The sequence below is a fragment of the Modestobacter sp. NPDC049651 genome, assembly GCF_040659695.1.
In the GTDB taxonomy this organism is placed as follows: Bacteria; Actinomycetota; Actinomycetes; order Mycobacteriales; family Geodermatophilaceae; genus Modestobacter.
This window is the reverse complement of sequence record NZ_JBFAOG010000014.1, coordinates 44582-64572: the sequence shown is the minus strand read 5'-3', so window position 1 is coordinate 64572 and position 19991 is coordinate 44582. Positions and strand designations below refer to the sequence as shown.

15 protein-coding genes and 1 tRNA gene are annotated in these 19991 nt (G+C 75.2%); 14 read left to right on the top strand and 2 right to left on the bottom strand.

The window, feature by feature from the left end; translation table 11 throughout:
- The first annotated feature begins 10 nt into the window (after positions 1-10).
- The 4 genes from AB0J00_RS17365 (at position 11) to AB0J00_RS17350 (ending at position 4211) form a co-directional block, all read left to right on the top strand.
- Positions 11-850, top strand: a complete 840-nt coding sequence (locus AB0J00_RS17365; protein WP_357746964.1) for a hypothetical protein — start codon at positions 11-13, stop codon at positions 848-850.
- Between the two features lie 330 nt (positions 851-1180).
- The gene (locus AB0J00_RS17360; RefSeq protein ID WP_357746961.1) at positions 1181-2269 is read left to right on the top strand and encodes a ubiquitin-like domain-containing protein; all 1089 of its coding nucleotides are present in this window, start codon (positions 1181-1183) and stop codon (positions 2267-2269) included.
- Positions 2270-2282: 13 nt separating this feature from the next.
- Positions 2283-3146 carry a 16S rRNA (adenine(1518)-N(6)/adenine(1519)-N(6))-dimethyltransferase RsmA gene (rsmA, locus tag AB0J00_RS17355; RefSeq protein ID WP_357747085.1) on the top strand — a complete coding sequence of 288 codons (864 nt, stop codon included), beginning with the start codon at positions 2283-2285 and terminating at the stop codon, positions 3144-3146.
- A 99-nt stretch (positions 3147-3245) separates the two neighbouring features.
- Entirely contained in the window at positions 3246-4211 is a 966-nt protein-coding gene (locus AB0J00_RS17350) for a 4-(cytidine 5'-diphospho)-2-C-methyl-D-erythritol kinase (RefSeq protein WP_357746959.1), read from the top strand.
- A 24-nt stretch (positions 4212-4235) separates the two neighbouring features.
- On the opposite strand, the gene AB0J00_RS17345 is transcribed toward AB0J00_RS17350, so the two are convergent.
- Both AB0J00_RS17345 and AB0J00_RS17340 read right to left on the bottom strand, forming a co-directional pair.
- Positions 4236-4919, bottom strand: coding sequence for a TetR/AcrR family transcriptional regulator (locus tag AB0J00_RS17345; protein ID WP_357746956.1), 684 nt, complete (start codon positions 4917-4919; stop codon positions 4236-4238).
- A 78-nt stretch (positions 4920-4997) separates the two neighbouring features.
- Positions 4998-6017 (bottom strand): acyl-CoA desaturase, encoded by a 1020-nt coding sequence (locus AB0J00_RS17340; protein ID WP_357746953.1) that lies wholly within the window; start codon positions 6015-6017, stop codon positions 4998-5000.
- A 291-nt stretch (positions 6018-6308) separates the two neighbouring features.
- Here AB0J00_RS17340 and AB0J00_RS17335 point away from each other — a divergent pair.
- The 10 genes from AB0J00_RS17335 (at position 6309) to AB0J00_RS17290 (ending at position 19904) form a co-directional block, all read left to right on the top strand.
- Positions 6309-6384: transfer RNA gene (locus AB0J00_RS17335), tRNA-Gln, on the top strand.
- 33 nt (positions 6385-6417) lie between these two features.
- A complete protein-coding gene (gene glmU, locus AB0J00_RS17330) occupies positions 6418-7938 on the top strand; it encodes a bifunctional UDP-N-acetylglucosamine diphosphorylase/glucosamine-1-phosphate N-acetyltransferase GlmU (RefSeq protein WP_357746951.1) in 1521 nt (506 codons plus the stop codon).
- A gap of 13 nt (positions 7939-7951) precedes the next feature.
- Positions 7952-8932 (top strand): ribose-phosphate diphosphokinase, encoded by a 981-nt coding sequence (locus tag AB0J00_RS17325; protein WP_357746948.1) that lies wholly within the window; start codon positions 7952-7954, stop codon positions 8930-8932.
- A 153-nt stretch (positions 8933-9085) separates the two neighbouring features.
- Entirely contained in the window at positions 9086-9754 is a 669-nt protein-coding gene (locus AB0J00_RS17320) for a 50S ribosomal protein L25/general stress protein Ctc (protein ID WP_357746946.1), read from the top strand.
- 68 nt (positions 9755-9822) lie between these two features.
- Entirely contained in the window at positions 9823-10419 is a 597-nt protein-coding gene (pth, locus tag AB0J00_RS17315; RefSeq protein ID WP_357746943.1) for an aminoacyl-tRNA hydrolase, read from the top strand.
- A 198-nt stretch (positions 10420-10617) separates the two neighbouring features.
- The gene (locus AB0J00_RS17310; protein WP_357746941.1) at positions 10618-12123 is read left to right on the top strand and encodes a sugar transferase; all 1506 of its coding nucleotides are present in this window, start codon (positions 10618-10620) and stop codon (positions 12121-12123) included.
- A 195-nt stretch (positions 12124-12318) separates the two neighbouring features.
- A complete protein-coding gene (locus AB0J00_RS17305; protein ID WP_357746938.1) occupies positions 12319-13620 on the top strand; it encodes a DUF1972 domain-containing protein in 1302 nt (433 codons plus the stop codon).
- Positions 13617-14399, top strand: coding sequence for a CDP-alcohol phosphatidyltransferase family protein (locus tag AB0J00_RS17300; protein ID WP_357746935.1), 783 nt, complete (start codon positions 13617-13619; stop codon positions 14397-14399). Before AB0J00_RS17305 ends, AB0J00_RS17300 begins: the two co-directional genes overlap by 4 nt.
- The gene (locus tag AB0J00_RS17295; protein ID WP_357746933.1) at positions 14396-15118 is read left to right on the top strand and encodes a hypothetical protein; all 723 of its coding nucleotides are present in this window, start codon (positions 14396-14398) and stop codon (positions 15116-15118) included. Before AB0J00_RS17300 ends, AB0J00_RS17295 begins: the two co-directional genes overlap by 4 nt.
- A gap of 400 nt (positions 15119-15518) precedes the next feature.
- Positions 15519-19904, top strand: coding sequence for a PKD domain-containing protein (locus AB0J00_RS17290; protein ID WP_357746931.1), 4386 nt, complete (start codon positions 15519-15521; stop codon positions 19902-19904).
- Positions 19905-19991 lie beyond the last annotated feature (87 nt).

Genomic DNA, 19991 nt, shown 5'->3' with positions numbered 1-19991 from the left:
CACTGGCTGCGTGGGCCGCCTCATCGCCGTCGTGCTCTTCCTCGCCCTGATGGTGCCCGCGGTGCTGCTCGTGCGCGCCTGGTCGCACGCGTCGGCCCGGCGTGCGGTCGCCGCGGCGGCCGTGCAGTTCGTCGAGCTGACCCCGGTCGCGGGCGCCGAGCTGGTCCGGCAGGGCGCCCACGGGCGCCGGCTGCGCCGGCTGGGGCTGCTGCTGGGCATCGCGGCGGTGGTGACCACCGTGGTGCTGTTCGCGGAGCGGTCGGTGTTCCTCTGGGTGCCGGCGCTGGGCGCCGGGCTGCTGGCCGGGGTGCTGCTGGCCGAGGCGACCCGGCCGCGGCCCCGCTGGGCGGCGGGCCGGCCGTACCGGCGGCCGCGCCGGGCGGAGCAGATCGCGCTGCCGCTGCTGTGGACGATGCGCGCCGCGATGGCCGGGCAGCTGGTGACCGCGCTGGTGCTGGGCACCGCGGGTGACCTGGGCGGGACGGCGACCGGTGCGCTGGTCGTGGTGCCGGCCGTGGGCTGGCTGCTCGCCGAGGCGGCGCTGCTGCGCACCTGGCTGCGCCCCGTGCCGGCGGACGGCGCGGACGTGCCCGTCGACGAGGCGCAGCGCACCTGGACGGCGCACCTGGTGGCCGCTGCGGGCACCGTGCTGGCGCTGCTGCCGCTGGGCGTGCTGCTGCTGGTGGCCGGCATCGACCTGGGCGACGAGGTGACCCGGGACGGCGCCGGGCTGCTGCCGGTGGCGCTGGTGGCGGGCGGCTTCGCGTCGCTGGCCGCGGGGCTGGCGGTCGCGGTCTTCCTGCTCACCTGGCTGCGGCCGGTGCGGTCGGGGGTCAGCGCCCTCGCCTGAGGAAACCGGTTCACCCTGTGGGCTTGCGCACGCCGGCACGGTTGGACGACGCGCCGACACGCCGTCCAGTCCTCACCCTCGGTGCCGGCGCGCCTGCGCAGCGACTTGTCGACGTGGTGATCTGCTGTCCCAGCACGGTTGTCTCAAGGAACTCGTTCGTTATCGTGTCGTGACCGACGGCCGGGGTGGGGAACACCCAGGCGCTCGTCCGGTCCAGGTGACCCCTGGTCCGGCGACGGCGGGTCGCAGCAGAACGGGCGCCACCGAGGGGTGGGGTCCGGTCGCGGCTGCCCGGTTCCCCTGCTCGGGTCCTGTGACCTTGGATGTGTTGTGCGCCGATCGCTTCGAGTCAGCCTGTTCGCCCTGGTCCTGCTGGGCCTGGTGGGCGGCTGCGCCGCCTACTTCGTCGCCCAGAAGACGGTGACCCTCACCGTCGACGGCCAGTCCCGCGACGTGCACACCTACGCCGGCACCACCGGCGAGGTGCTCGCTGACGAGGGGCTGACCCCGGCCGCGCACGACGTCGTCCTGCCCGGCACCTCCGCGGAGGTCGCCGACGGCGACACGATCGTGCTCAACCGCGCCCGGCCGCTCTCGCTGACCGTGGACGGCGTCCGGCGCGACCTGTACACGACCGCGCGGTCCGTGGACGACGCGCTCGACCAGCTCGGCTACCGCGGCCAGGACCTGGTGCTGTCGGCCAGCCGCAGCGAGCGCCTGCCGCTGCAGGGCATGGACCTGTCGATCGACACCCCGAAGAACGTCACGCTCCTCGTCGACGGCCAGACCCGGGTCGTGAGCACCACCGCGGCCACCGCGGCCGACCTGCTCGCCGAGCAGCAGGTGACCCTGGCGCCGACCGACACGACCAGCCTGGCGCTGACCCAGCCGCTGATGAACGCGATGACGCTGCAGGTGCACCGGGTGCAGGTCTCCGAGGTCACGGTCACCGAGCCGATCGACTACGCGTCGGTGGAGACCAAGGACGACGCCGCGACCGAGGGCACGCGCACGGTGACCACCAAGGGCGTGAAGGGCCAGCAGACCGTCACCTACCGGGTGACCGTCACCGACGGCGTCGAGACCGCCCGGGAGAAGCTCGGCCAGGCGGTCACCAAGGCGCCGGTCGACGAGCAGGTCAGCGTCGGCACCAAGCCGAAGCCGGCCGCCACCGTCGCCGCCGACGGCCTCAACTGGGGTGCACTCGCCAAGTGCGAGTCCGGTGGCCGGCCGAACGCGGTCAGCTCCAGCGGCACCTACCGCGGCATGTACCAGTTCTCCCGGTCCACCTGGGCCTCGGTCGGCGGCAGCGGCGACCCGGCGGCGGCCTCGGCCGAGGAGCAGACGATGCGCGCGCAGATGCTGTACGCCCGCAGCGGCGCCGGCCAGTGGGGCTGCGGCTCCCACCTGTTCGACTGATCCGGGGCCTCAACTGAGCGGCGACCCCGAGCAGGGCGACGGGCTGCTGGGCCCCGCGGTCATCCGCGAGCTGGCCCAGCAGCTCGACCTGCGCCCGACCAAGACCCTCGGTCAGAACTTCCTGCACGACCCGAACACCATCCGCAAGATCGTCCGGACGGCGGAGCTGCGCCCGGACGACGTGGTGTGCGAGGTGGGCCCCGGCCTGGGCTCCCTCACCCTCGGCCTGCTGCCCGCAGCACGGCGGGTGACCGCGGTGGAGATCGACCCGCGGCTGGCCGAGCAGCTGCCCCGCACGGTCGCCCAGCGCGCCCCCGGGCTGGCCGACCGGCTGACCGTGGTCACCGCCGACGCGCTGCGGGTCGCCGAGCTGCCCGGTCCGCCGCCGACCGCGCTGGTGGCCAACCTGCCCTACAACATCGCCGTCCCGGTGCTGCTGCACCTGCTGGAGCTGCTGCCGACCGTGCGCCGGTGCCTGGTGCTGGTCCAGGCCGAGGTGGCCGACCGGCTGGCCGCGCGCCCCGGCACCCCGGCGTACGGGGTGCCCAGCGTCAAGGCCGCCTGGTACGGCGACGTGCGCCGGGCGGGCAACGTGCCGCGGCCGGTGTTCTGGCCGGTGCCCAACGTCGACTCCGGTCTGGTCGCGCTCGACCGGCGCGAGCCGCCGGCCGGTGACCGGGTCGCCACGTTCGCCGTCGTCGACGCCGCGTTCGCCACCCGCCGCAAGGGGCTGCGGGCGGCGCTGGCCCGCTGGGCCGGCAGCCCGGCCGCCGCCGAGGCGCGCCTGCGCGCGGCCGGCATCGACCCCACGGCCCGCGGCGAGCAGCTGTCGGTCACCGACTTCGCGCGGCTGGCGGCGACTCCCGCGGAGGCCTGACGAAGGACCTCCTCGCCCCCCACCACTCGCACGCTCGCGGCGGGCCCCTGCGAGCAGGCCGGTCCGGGCTCCGCGGTCGCGCAATGGCAGTGTGGCCACGTGACACACGCGACCTCGGGTGGGCCCGGCCGGATCGCCGGCAACGGCGCCGTGGTGGCCCGCGCCCCGGCCAAGGTCAACGTCCACCTGGGTGTGGGGCCGCTGCGCGACGACGGCTTCCACGAGCTGCAGACGGTCTACCTCGCGGTGTCGCTGTTCGACACGGTGACGGTGCGGCCGTCGTCCGGGCTGTCCATCGCGGTGCGCGGCGAGGGCGCCGCCGCCGGCCGCGGCCCGGCCAGCGTGCCCACCGACCAGCGCAACCTGGTGTGGCGGGCCGCCGAGCTGCTGGCCCGGCACGCGGGGGTGGCCGCCGACGCGCACCTGGAGATCGACAAGTCGATCCCGGCCGCCGCCGGTCTGGCCGGCGGCAGCGCCGACGCGGCCGCCGCGCTGGTGGCGCTGGACGCGCTGTGGGGCACCCGGGCGACCCGCGGCGACCTCTCGGCGCTGGCGGCCCGGCTGGGCAGCGACGTGCCGTTCAGCCTGCACGGCGGCGTCGCGCTGGGCACCGGCCGCGGCGAGCAGCTGTCGCCGGTGCTCGCCCGCCGGCGCAGCGACTGGCTGCTGGGCATCGCGGGGGAGGGGCTGTCGACCCCGTCGGTGTACCGCGAGCTCGACGTGATGCGCGGCGCGGGCCTGCTGCCGCCGGGTGAGGACTCCAGCAGCGAGCCGGTGATCGCGGCGCTCACCGCCGGGGAGACCTCCGCGCTGGCCGCGGTGCTGGCCAACGACCTGCAGGCGCCCGCGCTGCGGCTGCGGCCCGACCTGGACCGCGCGCTGCAGACGATGACCGCGGCGGGCGCCCGGGCGGCGCTGGTCAGCGGCTCGGGGCCCACCGTGGCCGGGCTGGTGGACGACGCGGAGACCGCGCAGCGGCTGGCCGGCGAGCTGACCGGGACGGGCGTGTTCCGGGCGGTGCGGGCCGTGCACGGGCCGGTGCCGGGGGCCCGGCTCGTCGGCTGACGCGCGGGGGCCCCGGCGCCGGTCTCAGGCCGGGGGCGTGGGCGGGAACAGCCGCACCGGGCCGACCAGCCCCGGCTGCTTCTCCAGGTGCGACAGGCCGTTGTAGGCCAGGTTCACCAGGTGCGCGGCGACCGTCCGCTTGTCGGGGGTGCGGGTCTCCAGCCACCACTGGCCGACCAGCGCGACCATGCCGACCAGCGCCTGGCTGTACAGCTCGGCCATCCGCGGGTCGTACCCGGCGAGCCGGAAGTGCTCGCCGAGGATGTGCTCGACCTTGCTGGCCACCTCGCTGATCAGCGAGTTGAACCCGCCCTCGGTGCCGGTGGCGGGGGAGTCGCGGACCAGCACCTGGAAGCCGTCGGTGGAGTCCTCGATGTAGTCCAGCAGCACCAGCGCAGCCCGCTCGACGAGCTCCCGCGGGTGGCCGCCGATGGAGAACGCCGAGGTGAAGCGCTCCAGCAGCCGCTGCATCTCCCGGTCGACGACGACCGCGTACAGCCCCTCCTTGCCGCCGAAGTGCTCGTAGACCACGGGCTTGGAGACGTCGGCCCGCGCCGCGATCTCCTCGATCGAGGTCGCCTCGTAGCCGCGCTGGGCGAACAGCTCGCGGCCGACGTCGAGCAGCTGCTGGCGGCGCTGGGCGCCGGTCATCCGCACCCGGGCGCGGGTGGACCCAGTGCGGTCGGTCGGGCTGCCCGCGGTGCTCATGCCCTCATCGTGCCCTGGGACGACGACGCCCGGGCCACCGCGGCGGGCGCGGTGACCCGGGCGGGTCGGGGGGGATGGTCAGGCGGCGGCCTCGGCCGCTCCGGGCCGGCGGCGCTTGGCGGCCAGCCGGACCGGGTCGGGCCACTTCACGTCGCGGGCCCAGCCCAGCTTCTCGAACACCCAGATGGTGCGGGCGCTGATGTCGACCTGGCCGCGCAGCGCGCCGTGCCGGGCGCACGTCGGGTCGGCGTGGTGCAGGTTGTGCCAGGACTCGCCGAAGCTCAGCAGCGCGAGCGGCCAGAAGTTGGTCGACTTGTCGCGGGCGGCGAACGGCCGGTTGCCGATGGTGTGGCAGATCGAGTTCACCGACCAGGTGACGTGGTGCAGCAGGGCGATGCGCACCAGGCCGGCCCAGAAGAACGCCGTCCAGGCGCCGGTCCAGCTCATGGTGACCAGGCCGCCGATGGCGGTCGGCAGCACCAGGCCCAGCACCAGCCACAGGCCGAACAGGTCGCTGGTGCGGTTGAGCGTCGCGTCCTTGAGCAGGTCGGGGGCGTAGCGCTGCGGGTTGGTCTGGCGGCGGTCGAACAGCCAGCCGACGTGGGCGTGGAACATGCCCTTGGTCAGCGCGCGCAGGTCGGTGCCGTAGCGCCACGGCGAGTGCGGGTCGCCCTCGCGGTCGCTGAAGGCGTGGTGCCGGCGGTGGTCGGCGACCCACTGCACGACCGGGCCCTGCGCGGCCATGCAGCCGGCGATGGCCAGGGCCACCCGCAGCGGGGTCTTCGCCTTGAACGAGCCGTGGGTGAAGTGCCGGTGGTAGCCGACGGTGATGCCCAGGCCGGTGATCGCGTAGAAGACGCCGAACAGCACCACGTCGGTCCACGACAGGCCCCAGCCCCACAGCGAGGGCACCGCGATGGCCAGCGCCACGAACGGCAGCACGACGAACGCGTAGATGGCCAGCTGCTCGATGCCGCCGCGGGTGCGGCCGAGCGCGTTGGCCGGCAGGCCGGCCGTGGGCTCGGCGAGCACGGCCGGGCGCGTGGGCCGGGCGGGGCGGGTGGACGGCGAACGGCCGTCGAGCGGGGGAGCGGACACAGGGCCTCCAGGGCGGTCGAGACGTCGTCGTCGCCGAGCGGTCTCGTGGGACAGCGTCGTTCGTGGACGAAGTCGTCCACGGTCGGTTCGGGAGAGGACGTCGTCCCGGCGGGCGAGGACGCCGGCACCGGGGCTACGTGGCCGTAACCTACGCGACCGTAGCCCCGGGCGCACCCCCAGCCGCGTGCTCGGTGCCGGGTGCGGGCCCTAGGCTCACGGGCGGGTCGCCGGCTCCCCGGCGCCCGCCCGGTCGCGGGCCGGCGCGCGTCCTCGGTCGCCGCGGCCCGCCCGTGGGGGATGGGGTAATCGGCAGCCCGCCGGCCTTTGGAGCCGGGAAGTCTCGGTTCGAGTCCGAGTCCCCCAGCCAGCACCGCCTGCCCGCCCGAGCACGAGGAGCCCCATGAGCAGCCAGCACGCAGCACCGGACCCCGCGACCGTGGGGGCGGTGGTGGTGCTGGCCGCCGGGCAGGGCACCCGGATGCGGTCCAGCCGGCCGAAGGTGCTGCACGAGCTGGGCGGGCGGTCGATGCTCGGGCACGTGCTCGCCGCGGCCGCCCCGCTGGGCGCCGCGCAGACCGCCGTCGTCGTCGGCTCGGGCCGGGAGCAGGTGACCGCCCACCTGGCCGTCATCGCGCCGGGCGCGCTGCCGGTGGTCCAGGAGCAGCAGAACGGGTCCGGCCACGCCGCCGCCGTCGCCCTCGACGCGCTCGGCGCGGTCGCCGGGCCGGTGCTCATCGTCAACGGCGACGCGCCGCTGCTGACCACCGCCACCCTCGCCGGGCTGGTCGGGTCGCACCAGCACCGCGGGAACACGCTCACCGTGCTCACCGCCGTCGTCGAGGACCCGACGGGGCTGGGCCGGATCATCCGGGACGCCGAGGGCGCGGTGCGGGCGATCGTGGAGGAGAAGGACGCCGACGACGCCCAGCGCGCCGTCCGGGAGGTGAACGCCGGCGTGTACGTCGGCGACGCGGCCGCCGTCCGGGAGGCGCTCACCCGGGTCGGGTCGGGCAACCAGCAGGGCGAGCAGTACCTCACCGACGTCCTCGGCCTGCTCGTCGCCGACGGCGCCCCGGTCGGCGGGTACGCCGCGCCCGACCCCGCCGACACCCTCGGCTGCAACGACCAGCGCGAGCTGGCCGCCCGCCGCCGCACCCTCAACGACCGGGTGCTCGACGGGCTCATGCGCGCCGGGGTCGTCGTCGTCGACCCGCGGACCACCTGGGTCGACGCCACCGCCACCGTCGCCGCCGAGGCCGTGCTGCACCCGGGCACCCAGGTGCTCGGCGCCTCGACCGTCGCCGCCAGCGCCGTGGTCGGGCCCGACACCACCCTGCTCGACACCGAGGTCGGCGAGGGCGCCTCCGTCGTCCGCTCGCACGTGCAGCTGGCCGTCGTCGGCCCGGCCGCGACCGTCGGCCCGTTCAGCTACCTGCGGCCGGGCACCCGGTTGGGGCGCGACGGGAAGATCGGGGCCTACGTCGAGACGAAGAACGCGGAGATCGGCGCCGGGTCGAAGGTGCCGCACCTGTCCTACGTCGGCGACGCGACGATCGGCGAGCACAGCAACATCGGGGCGGCCACCGTGTTCGTCAACTACGACGGCGTGGCCAAGCACCGCACCACCGTCGGCGACCACGTCCGGGTGGGCTCGGACACGATGCTCGTGGCGCCGCTCACCATCGGGGACGGCGCGTACACCGCGGCCGGGTCGGTGATCACCGACGACGTGCCCCCGGGTGCGATGGGCGTCGCACGGGCGCGGCAGCGGAATGTGGGACGCTGGGTGCAACGACGACGTCCCGGCACCCCCGCGGCGGTCGCTGCGGCGGCCGCCCTGGAGCGCGCCGGAGCCGACGACACCGACACCGGCACCGCGCCGTCCGACGGACACCGTCCGGTCGGGGCCGACGAGCAGTAGGGGCAGCATCCCGATGAGCGTGATCCGGCAGCAGACCAACAAGAGCCTGATGCTCTTCTCCGGCCGGGCGTACCCCGAGCTGGCCCAGGAGATCGCCGGGCACCTCGGCGTCACCCCGACGCCGACGGCCGCCTACGAGTTCGCCAACGGCGAGCTCTTCGTGCGGTTCGAGGAGTCGGTCCGCGGGTCCGACGCGTTCGTGGTGCAGAGCCACACCGCGCCGATCAACACCTGGCTCATGGAGCAGCTGATCATGGTCGACGCGCTCAAGCGGGCGTCGGCCAAGCGGATCACCGTGGTCGCGCCGTTCTTCCCCTACGCCCGGCAGGACAAGAAGCACCGCGGCCGCGAGCCCATCTCCGCCCGCCTCGTGGCCGACATGTTCAAGACCGCCGGCGCCGACCGGCTGATGACCGTCGACCTGCACACCGCGCAGATCCAGGGCTTCTTCGACGGCCCGGTCGACCACCTCTTCGCGATGGACCTGCTCATCGACGAGGTCAAGCGCAAGTGGGGCGACCGCGACCTCACCGTCGTCTCGCCCGACTCCGGCCGGGTCCGCGTCTCCGAGCGCTGGAGCGACAAGCTCGGCGGCACCCCGCTGGCCTTCATCCACAAGACCCGCGACATCACCCGGCCCAACGAGGTCGTCGCCAACCGCGTGGTCGGTGAGGTCGAGGGCCGCGTGTGCATCCTCGTCGACGACATGATCGACACCGGCGGCACGATCACCAAGGCCGCGGAGACGCTGTTCGACCAGGGCGCCGCGGACGTCGTCATCGCCGCCACCCACGGCGTGCTCTCCGGCCCCGCCGTCGACCGGCTCAAGAACAGCCGGGTCAGCGAGGTCATCATCACCAACACGCTGCCGATCGAGCCGGCCCGCCAGTTCGACAAGCTGACCGTCCTGTCGATCGCCCCGCTGCTGGCGCGGGCGATCAAGGAGGTCTTCGAGGACGGTTCGGTCACGAGCCTCTTCGGCGGCGCCAGCTGAGCCCAGCGAGGTCGGGGGCGCGCGGCCCCTCGTGTAACCTCGTGCCCGTTGCCCGGCGAGGGAGCTCCTGCTCCGTGATCGACGTGCGTGCCTCCCGAGGTGTGCTGCGTCCCGCCGGACGCAGACCGATCCACCTCGTGAGGAGCACATCCCGTGGCTGACTTCCGCCTCGAAGCCGAGCGCCGCACCGAGTTCGGCAAGGGCAGCGCCCGCCGGACCCGCCGCGCCGGTCGCGTCCCCGCCGTCCTGTACGGGCACGGCCAGGACGTCGTCCACCTGTCCGTCCCGGCCCGCGAGTTCGCCGCCACCCTGCGCAACGGTGGCGCCAACGCGCTGGTCACCGTCGTCCTCGAGGGCGGCGAGCAGCTCGCGCTGATCAAGGCCGTGCAGCGCGACCCGCTGACCCGGGTGCACGAGCACGTCGACCTGGTCCTCGTCCGCCGCGGCGAGAAGGTCACCGTCGAGGTGCCCGTCGTCGTCGTCGGCGAGCCGGGCCCGGACGTCATCTCCAACATCGAGCTGAACACCGTCTCGATCGAGGCCGACGCCACCGCGCTGCCCGAGTCCATCGAGGTCGACATCGCCGGCCGCGGCGCCGGTGACAACATCACCGCCGGCGAGCTCACCCTGCCGGCCGGCGCCACGCTGGTCACCGACGCGGACGCCCTCGTCGTCGGCTTCCTCGGTGCGCCGTCGGCCGCCGAGCTCGAGGCCGACCTGGCCACCGACGAGACCGAGGCCCCCGAGGGCGACGTCGTCGGCGAGCCGTCCGACCAGGGCAGCGGCGAGTCGATCGAGTCCGCGAACGCCGACGAGGCCTGAGGGTCCCGCTGAGCGAGAGCACGACCCGCAGGGGCGCCGGCACCGCCGGCGCCCCTGCGGCGTCTCCGGTGGCCCCCGTCCCCGAGGGGCCGTTCCTCGTCGTCGGCCTGGGCAACCCCGGGCCGCAGTACGCCGGCAACCGGCACAACGTCGGCGCGATGGTGGTCGCCGAGCTCGCCGCCCGCGCGGGCGTCAAGCTGTCCGCCGGCAAGGGCCCGCGTGCCCGGGCGCTGTCCGGTGAGGGCCGGCTGGCCGGCCGCCGCGTGGTGCTCGCCCAGCCGCTCAGCTACATGAACGAGTCCGGCGGGCCGGTCCGCAGCCTGCTGGACTACCACCACGTGGCAGCCACCGACCTGGTGGTCGTGCACGACGAGCTGGACATCCCGTTCGAGGCGGTGCGGCTCAAGCGCGGCGGGGGAGAGGGCGGCCACAACGGCCTGCGCTCCATCACCCGGTCCACCGGCACCAAGGAGTACCTGCGGGTGCGCGTCGGCATCGGCCGCCCGCCCGGCCGGCAGGACGCCGCCGACTTCGTGCTCAAGGACTTCTCCGCCACCGAGCGCAAGACCCTCGACCTGCTGCTCGTCGAGGCCGCCGACGCCACCGAGCTGCTGCTCGAGCGCGGGCTCGAGGTCGCGCAGAACGTCGTGCACCCCCGCAGCTGACCCGGTTCGTCCGGACGGGTGATCCTCCCCGCCCAGGGTGCCCGGTACAGGTGAACCAGCCGCTCCCTCGATTGCCCCCGCGATCACCGGCTGTGATCGTTCGTCGGGAACTGGCCGGGACGACCAGGCCGTCCGGCACCCGGACGAGCACCTGCCTCCCCGGTCGTGACGATGAGTGACTGACCTGCGGGGGGACACGTGCTGCTGGAACGGACCACGTCGTTGGACGACGCCGAGGTCGCCGGCCTGGTGCCGGCGCCGCGGCGACCGCTCGAGGCGCTGCCGCCCGCCGTCGCCCGCCCGGCGGCCGTGCCCGCCTGGATGCGCCGCCACCAGGCCGCGCTGGTGGCCGGCGACGTGCTGCTGGCCGGGATCTCCGGCCTCGTCGTCGACGTGGCGCACCCCGGGCAGCCCGACCCGGCCACCGCGCTGTTCTGGGCGAGCCTCTCCCTGGTCGCCGCGTGGCCGCTGCTGCTCGCCGCCCTCGGCGCCTACGAGCACCGCTTCCTCGGCGCCGGCAGCGACGAGTTCCACCGGGTCGGCCGGGCCGGCCTGGTGCTGCTGGCCCTGCTCGGCTTCCTCTCCTACGCCGCGCAGCTGGAGCTCAGCCGCGCGCTGGTCGTCATCGCCGTCCCGGTGCTCGCCCTGGTCTCGGTGCTGTGGCGCTACGCCGTCCGGCAGCAGCTGCACCGCCGGCGGGCCCGCGGGGAGTGCCTCAAGCGGGTGGTCGTCGTCGGCCGCGGCGGTGCCGTGCTGGAGCTGGTCGACCGGCTGGGCCGCACGCCGCACGCCGGCCTGCAGGTGGTCGCCGCCTGCGTCACCGGCGGCGACCGCAGCCGGGTGGCCCGCGTCGTCGACGTCCCGGTCGCCGGGCTGGACGACGTCGTCGCCACCGCCCGCCGGGCCGGCGCGGACACCGTGGCCGTGACCTCGGCCAGCGAGACCGCCGCCCAGTACCTGCGCACGCTGTCCTGGCAGCTGGAGGGCAGCGGGCTGGAGCTGCTCGTCGCGCCCGGCCTGGTCGAGGTGGCCGGCCCCCGGCTGCACATCCGCCCGTTCGACGGGCTGCCGCTGCTGTCGGTGGAGCAGCCCCGCTTCGAGGGCTGGCCGCTGGTGGTCAAGAGCGCCATCGACCGCACCGCCGCGCTGGCCGCGCTGACCCTGCTGCTGCCGGTGTTCGCCGTCCTCGCGCTGGCCGTGCGGCTGGGCAGCCCCGGGCCGGTGTTCTACCGGCAGGAGCGGGTGGGCCTCGGCGGCCGCCCGTTCACGATGCTCAAGTTCCGCAGCATGGTGGTGGACGCCGACCAGCAGGTCGCCGGCCTCAGCGACGGCAACGACGCCGACGGGCTGCTGTTCAAGATGCGCCAGGACCCGCGGGTCACCCCGGTCGGGAAGTGGCTGCGCCGGTTGTCCCTGGACGAGCTGCCGCAGCTGGTCAACGTGCTCACCGGCTCGATGTCGCTGGTGGGCCCGCGCCCGCCGCTGCCCCGCGAGGTCGCCCGGTACGACAGCTCCGTCAGCCGCCGGCTGCTCGTCAAGCCCGGCCTCACCGGGCTGTGGCAGATCTCCGGGCGCAGCGACCTGCCGTGGGAGGAGGCCGTCCGGCTGGACCTGCGGTACGTGGAGAACTGGTCGATGGCCCTGGACGTGCAGATCCTCTGGAAGACCGTGCGCGCCGTCGTCCGGGCATCCGGGGCGTACTGACCGGCGTCCCCCGACCGGGACGGCACCGTCCTCCCTCTGGGTGAGCCAACCGCTCCAGACCGCGACGACGCGCCCCGACCGGGGGAAGGTCGACACCGGAGCACCCCCTTCCGCGCACCCGCGCGGCGGGCGGGGGCCGGCCGGTGCGCACTCAGCCCGGCCGTGGAGGACCCAGGGCAGAGACGGAGCTCGCGCATGGCACGCAGGACGTCAGGGAAGCTGCGCATCGCGCTCGTCGGCACCCGCGGGGTGCCGGCGCGGTACGGCGGCTTCGAGACCGCCGTCGAGGAGGTCGGCCGCCGGCTGGTCGAGCAGGGCCACGAGGTGGTCGTGTACTGCCGGACGACGACCGACGGGCCGCGCCCTGACCGCTACCTCGGCATGGAGCTGGTGCACCTGCCGGCGATGCGCAAGCGCTCGTTGGAGACGCTGAGCCACACCGGCCTGTCGGTCGCGCACCTGCTGGCGCACCGGGTGGACGCCGCGGTGGTGTTCAACGCCGCCAACGCGCCGTGGCTGCCGCTGCTGCGCGCCGCCCGCATCCCGGTCGCCACCCACGTCGACGGGCTGGAGTGGAAGCGCGCCAAGTGGGGCGGCATCGGCAAGCGGTACTACCGCGTGGTCGAGGCGCTGTCGGTCCGCTGGTCCGACGCGCTGATCGCCGACGCCAAGGGCATCGCGGACTACTACCGCGACGAGTTCGGCGCCGCGACCGAGCAGATCGCCTACGGCGCGCCCAAGACGACCGGCATCGGCAGCGACAAGCTGGCCGAGGTGGGGCTCACCCCCCGCGGCTACCACCTGGTCGTCGCCCGGTTCGAGCCGGAGAACCACGTCGACGTCATCGTCGACGGCTACCGGCGCAGCGACGCCGGCCTGCCGCTGGTCGTGGTCGGCTCGGCGCCCTACGCCGACGACTACACCCGCCGGGTGCACGCCCTGGCCGACGAGCGGGTGCGGTTCCTCGGCGGCGTCTGGGACCAGGAGCTGCTCGACCAGCTGTACGCCAACGCGCACACCTACCTGCACGGCCACTCCGTGGGCGGCACCAACCCCTCGCTGCTGCGCGCCATCGGCGCGGGCGCGGCGACGATCGCCTACGACGTGTCGTTCAACCGCGAGGTGCTGGAGTCCAGCGGCCGGTACTTCGGGACGGCGGAGGACGTCGCGGCCCACGTGGCCGCCGCCGAGGCCGACCCGGAGCGCACCCGCCGCGACGGCAAGAAGGCGCGCCTGCTGTCGGCCCGCTACGACTGGGACCACGTGGCCGAGGGCTACGCCGCGCTGTGCACCCGGCTCGCGGCCCGCGACTTCCCGCGGACCCGGCCCAGCGGCCGCCGCCTGCGGCTCGGCCCGGCCGCGCAGGACGCCGGCCTGGGGCTGTTCGAGACCCCGGCCCTGCCCGCCGACGTCCCGGTGCTGCCGACCGCGCGCCGTCCGCTGCCGGCCGCCGGTGCGCCGGCCGAGGCCCCGGCCCCGTGGGCGGCCCAGTCGTGACCGGCACCCTGGAGCGCCCGGCGACCGGCGACGCACCGCGGCACCGGGCGGCCGGCGAGAGCATCGCCGGCACGGTGCGCCGGCTGTCCGCGGCGCAGAAGGGTGCGGCGGGCGCACCGGCCTACAGCCGGTTCGTCAACCGCAGGGCCGGCCGGCTGCTGGCCGCCGTCGCCTTCCACGCCGGGCTCACACCCAACGCGGTCACCACCATCAGCGCCGTCTTCACGTTCACCGGGGTCGCGCTGCTGGCGCTCGTGTCGCCGTCCTGGTGGCTGGGCGTGCTGGTGAGCGCGTGCCTCGCGGTCGGCTACGCGCTGGACTCCGCCGACGGGCAGCTGGCCCGGCTGCGGGGCGGCGGGTCGCCGGCGGGGGAGTGGCTCGACCACATGGTCGACTCGCTGAAGACCTCGAGCCTGCACCTGGCGCTGCTCGTCGGGCTGTACCGGTTCCAGCCGGTCGACCGCGGGCCGCTGCTGCTGGTGCCGATCGGCTTCTGCGTGGTCGCCGCGGTGCTGTTCTTCGGCACCATGCTCAACGAGGCGCTGCGCGCCCAGCACGGCGCCCCGCTGCGCTCGCAGCGGACCGCGCAGCGGCCCAGCGTGCTGCGCTCGCTGGTCGTCGTGCCCACCGACTACGGCCTGCTGTGCTGGGTGTTCGTGCTGCTCGGCGCACCCGCGGCCTTCCTGCCGGTCTACGCCGCCCTCGGTCTGCTGACCGCGGGCTACCTGGCGCTCGCCGCCGTCACCTGGTTCCGAGAGATGGGGAGGCTGCCGCGATGAGCGTGCCCTCGACGACCGACGGACCGCCCACCCCCGGGCGGTCGCGCCGAAAGCTGGGAGCGGCGCTGGCCGCCGCCGTGGTGGTGGCGGTGGCCGTCGTGCTGGCGCTGACCCTGCCCGGGGACGGCGACAGCGGCGCCCGCCGGGCCGGTACCTCGGCCGCCGCCGCGACGACGTCCGCGGCGGGCACGACCGGCCCGGCCGCGGCGTCCTCGAGCGCTGCCCCCGGGAGCCCGTCGGCCGCCCCCGCGGCGGCCACCTCGACGGCCCCGACCGCCACGCCGGCCAGCGGCGAGCCCGGGTCCGCGGACTTCTCGCCGGCCACCCTGGCCCCGGTCCCGCTGGACGCCGCGGTCACCGCCGGCGACGGCGTGGTCGTGAGCCTGCCCGAGGTCGTGGGCGTGCAGGGCACCGCCAACGGCCCGGGCAACGTCGCCGGGCCCGCCGTCCGGGTGAGCGTCCGGGTGGAGAACCGCACCGGCGAGGACCTCGACCTCGGGGCGATCGCGACCACCCTCACCTACGGGGCGGACGCCACGCCGGCGTCCCCGCTCGACGACCCGGCGCAGTGGCCCCTCGCGGGCACGCTGGCCGACGGGGAGAGCGCCACGGGTGTCTACGTGTTCACCGTCCCCGCGGACGCCCGCGACGCCGTCACCGTCGTGGTCGGCCCGCGGGCCGATGCACCGCTGCTGGTGTTCACCGGCGCCGTGCGCTGACACCCCCGGCCGGGGCTCCCCGGCCGCTGCTCCACCTGCCGACCCGGAGGGCCGGCCGCCTCGTGCGGCCGGCCCTCCGTCGCGTTCACCCGCTGGGGGACCCCCGACCGCCGTTCACCCGGAGTGATGGCGGAACGCCACCCGTACGGATGTTCCCGCTGCTCAGTCACCCGTTCAGGCGTGTGCACGGCCTTGTCACCCCTTCCCTCGTCACGGACCGTGGTCGTCGATGGCCGGCGACTGCGGGCCGGCACACGGGCGGACGACAACGGGGAGGCACCTCATGGGGGCACGCTGGACCGCAGGACCCAGGCGGCTGACGGCCGGTCTGGCCGGGCTCCTGGTGGCGGTGGGGGCCTCCGTGGTCGTCGCCCCGGGAGCCTCGGCGGACAGCCGGCCGGTGACCCCGTCGGCGGCCGACCCGGTCACCGTCAGCGGTGACGCGCTCCCCACCGTTCAGGTCAACGGCGTCGTGTGGGCGCAGACCGTCGTCGGCACCACCGTCTACGCGGCCGGCTCCTTCACCCGCGCCCGCCCGGCCGGGGCGAAGGCCGGCCAGTCGGAGACGGTCCGCAACAACCTGCTCGCCTACGACATCCGCACCGGCGAGCTGGTCACCTCGTTCGCGCCCGACCTCAACGCCCAGGCGCTCGCCGTCGCGGCCTCCCCGGACGGTCGCCGGCTGTACGTCGCCGGTGACTTCACCGCCGCCAACGGCCAGACCCGCAACCGGGTGGCCGCCTACGACACCGCCACCGGCGCGCTCGTGGCGAGCTGGAAGCCGAACGTCAGCAACCAGGTCCGCGCGCTCGCCGCCACCAACGACACGGTCTGGCTCGGCGGCAGCATCACCGCCGTCAACGGCGTCGGCCGCAACCGGCTCGCCGCGGTGCGCGCCTCCGACGGCGGCCTGCTCGCCTGGGCGCCGCAGCCCGGCGTCGGCTCGACCGCAGGCAACTCCGACGGCAGCACGGCCACCAGCAACCAGGTGATGGGCATGGTCCTCACCGGCAACGGCTCGCAGGTCGTGGTGGCCGGCCGGTTCGACACGATGAACGGCACCCGCAACACCGGCGTCAGCGCGATCGACCCGGTCAGCGGCGCGGTGCGGCCGTTCGCGATCAACCAGCAGCTGACCAACCAGGGCATCAACTCCGCCATCTACGCGCTGTCGACCGACGGCAGCACCGTCTACGGCACCGCCTACAACTACAAGGGCCCCGGCAACCTCGAGGGCACCTTCGCCGCCCGGGCCAACGGCGGCGCCGCGGTGTGGGTCTCCGACTGCCTGGGCGACTCGTACTCCAGCTACCCGACCGCCGACGTCGTCTACGTCAGCAGCCACAGCCACAACTGCGTCGGCATCGACAGCTTCCCGGAGCAGCAGCCCGAGCGGGTGCACAAGTTCGCGACGGCCTACACGACCGCCGCCGCCGGCACGGGCGCGAGCCTGCGCCAGTACGGCAGCTGGTGGACCGGCACCGGCGTCCCGGTGCAGCTGCCCTGGTACCCGAGCCTGTCGATCGGCAGCTACACCAAGCAGTACCAGGCGGGCTGGAGCGTCTCGGGCGCCGGCGACTACGTCGTCTACGGCGGCGAGTTCGAGAAGGTCAACGGCAGCGGTCAGCAGGGCCTCGTGCGCTTCGCCAAGCCCGGCACCGCGCCGAACAGGGTCGGCCCGGCGGCCGACGCCGCCCTCACCCCGACCCTGGTCTCCCAGCGCACCGGCACCGTGCGGGTCTCCTGGCAGGCCACCTCCGACATCGACAACGAGCACCTCACCTACCGGGTGGTGCGCGCCGACCGGCCGAACTCGCCGGTCTACGAGGCCGCGGCCGACTCCACCTGGTGGAACCGGCCGGCGATGGGCTTCGTCGACGACGACGTCACGCCCGGGGCGACCTACACCTACCGGGTCACCGTCACCGACCCCTTCGGCAACAGCACGACCGGCGGCGCGGCCACGGTGACCGTCCCCGCGACGGTCGCGGCCGGCGGTGCCTACGCCGACACCGTGCTCGCCGACGCCCCCGCCCACTACTGGCGGCTGGACGAGAAGGCCGGCACCGGGCGGTCCTACGACCAGGCCGGCTTCGACGACCTGACCGTCGGCACCGGCGTCACCCAGAACTCGGGCACCGGCGCGCTGGCCGGCACCTCGAACGCGGCGGCGACCTTCAACGGCACCGTCAGCGGCACCGGCGCGATGACCGGCATCAGCGAGGCGCCGAACGTGTTCAGCGCCGAGGCGTGGTTCAACACCCGCTCGACCAGGGGCGGCGTGCTGCTGGACTTCGGCAACATGCAGGTGGGCAACAGCCCCGACCACGACCGGCACGTCTACCTGGACAACGCCGGCAAGGTCACCTTCGCCGTCTGGCCCGGCTGGGGTGCCGGCGTGACCAGCGCGAAGTCGTACAACGACGGCGCCTGGCACCACGTGGTCGCCAGCCTCGGCCCGGCCGGTCTGGCGCTGTACCTCGACGGGCAGCTGGTCGGCTCGCGCACCGACGTCTCGGCCGGTGAGCACTTCAACGGCTGGTGGCGGATCGGCGGCGACACCCGCTGGGCCGGCGACACCGACTGGTTCGCCGGGCGGATCGACGAGGTCGCCGTCTACCCGAAGCAGCTGGACGCCACCCAGGTGCAGCGGCACTACGTCGTCGGCACCACCGGCGCGCCGCAGAACGTGCTGCCCACCGCGAGGTTCACCGCCGCGGCCAACGGCCTGGCCGCCTCGTTCGACGCCTCCGCGTCGACCGACGCCGACGGCCGGATCGCCAGGTACAGCTGGGACTTCGGTGACGGCACGTCCGGCTCCGGGGCGACCCCGAGCCGCAGCTACGCCAAGCCCGGCGCCTACCGGGTGACGCTCACCGTCACCGACGACCGGGGTGGCGTGGCGACGACGTCGCAGGCGGTCTCCGTGGTCGCCTCCGGCCGGGCCGGCAGCGCCTACTCGGCGGCCGTGCTCGACGGCGGCGCGGTCGACTACTGGCGGCTGGGCGAGTCCGGCGGCAACGGCATCGACCTGGCCGGCACCGACGACCTCGCCGTCGGCAGCGGCGTCCGCCGGGGGACCAGCGGCGCGGTCGCCGGCGACCAGGACACCGCGGTGACGGTCAACGGGACCTCGTCCGGGCTGGCCACCACCCGGCGGGCCGCGCAGGCGCCCGACGTGTTCAGCGTCGAGGCCTGGTTCCGCACCACCTCCACCGCCGGCGGCAAGCTGTTCGGCTACGGGGACGCGACGACCGGCGACAGCTACAACAACGACCGGCACGTCTACCTCGACCAGGCCGGAAGGGTGAGCTTCGGCGTCTACCCGCAGACCGCGCGGATCCTGACCAGCCCCGGCAGCTACAACGACGGGCGCTGGCACCAGGTGGTCGCGTCGCTCGGCCCGAACGGGATGACCCTGTCCCTGGACGGCAAGGTCGTCGGCTACCGCAGCGACACCACGGCCGGGCAGCCGTTCGTCGGCTACTGGCGGATCGGCGGCGACACCACCTGGGCGGGGGCCAAGTACCTCGCCGGGGACGTCGACGACGTGTCGGTCTACCGCAGCGTGCTCAGCGCCGACGTGGTCGCCCGGCACTACGCGCTGGCCACCTCGGTCACCGCGAACGCGGCGCCGACCGCGGCCTTCACCGCCGCGGCCGACGGGCTGACCGGCTCGTTCGACGGGCGCGGCTCGAGCGATCGCGACGGTCAGGTGCGCGGCTGGGCCTGGGCCTTCGGCGACGGGACGACGGGCAGCGGTGCCACCGCGTCGCACACCTACCGCGCCGCGGGCACCTACCCCGTGACGCTGACCGTGACCGACGACGGCGGGGCCACGGCCACCGCCACCAAGACGGTCACGGTCACCGCGCCGGCGCCGAACCAGCCGCCCACGGCGTCGTTCACCGCGTCGGCCACCGACCTCACCCTGTCGGCCGACGGCAGCGGGTCGACCGACCCGGACGGCGCCGTCGCCCGGTGGAGCTGGGACTTCGGTGACGGCGCGACCGCGACCGGGCCGACCGCCTCGCACGTCTACGCGGCCGCCGGCAGCTACCAGGTGCGGCTCACCGTCACCGACGACGACGGGGCGACCGCCGAGCGCACCGGCACCGTCACCGCCACCGCGCCGGCCGGCGCACCGGTGCTCGCCAAGGACACCTTCAACCGGTCGACCGGCGGCGGGCTGGGCACCGCGGACACCGGCGGCGCCTGGACGGCGTCGGCGGGGGCGGTCCGCCAGTCGGTGACCCCCGGTGTCGCCGAGCTCCGGCTCGATGCTGCCAACCAGAACACCGGCGCGTACCTGGGCGCGGTCACGCAGACCGCGGCCGACGTCCGCACCTCCTTCTCGCTGAGCTCCACCCCGACCGGCACCGGCACGTTCGTGTACGTGACCGGCCGCCGGGTGGCCGGCCAGGGCGAGTACCGGGTGCGGGTGCGGGTGCAGGCCAACGGCGCGGTGGCGGTGGCGCTGTCCCGGCTGACCGGCACGACCGAGTCGTTCCCCGGCGGGGAGCAGACCGTGCCCGGGCTGACCTGGCAGCCGGGCACCGGCCTCGAGGTGCGGCTGCAGGTCGAGGGCACCGGCACGACCCAGGTGCGGGCGACCGTGTGGGCCAGCGGCAGCGACGAGCCGGCGACCCCGACGCTGACCCGCACCGACACCACCACCGCGCTGCAGGCCGCGGGCGGCGTGGGGATCGCGGTGCACCGGCCCAGCGGCACCACCGCGACGACCGCGGTCCGGTTCACCGGGCTCACCGTCACCGCGCTGGGCTGACCAGCACGGACGGGCGGGGCACGGCGCTGCGGCGCCGTGCCCCGCTCTGCCGTGCCCGGGCAACACGATCGGTGACATTCGTGTCCC

What these genes read in the sequence shown, in the direction of transcription:
- AB0J00_RS17295 (WP_357746933.1), top strand. Translation starts at nt 14,396, where the DNA reads ATGAGCGTGCCCTCGACGACCGACGGACCGCCCACCCCCGGGCGGTCG.
- glmU (WP_357746951.1), top strand. Translation starts at nt 6,418, where the DNA reads ATGAGCAGCCAGCACGCAGCACCGGACCCCGCGACCGTGGGGGCGGTG.
- AB0J00_RS17305 (WP_357746938.1), top strand. Translation starts at nt 12,319, where the DNA reads ATGGCACGCAGGACGTCAGGGAAGCTGCGCATCGCGCTCGTCGGCACC.
- AB0J00_RS17325 (WP_357746948.1), top strand. Translation starts at nt 7,952, where the DNA reads ATGAGCGTGATCCGGCAGCAGACCAACAAGAGCCTGATGCTCTTCTCC.
- AB0J00_RS17345 (WP_357746956.1), bottom strand. Translation starts at nt 4,919, where the DNA reads ATGAGCACCGCGGGCAGCCCGACCGACCGCACTGGGTCCACCCGCGCC.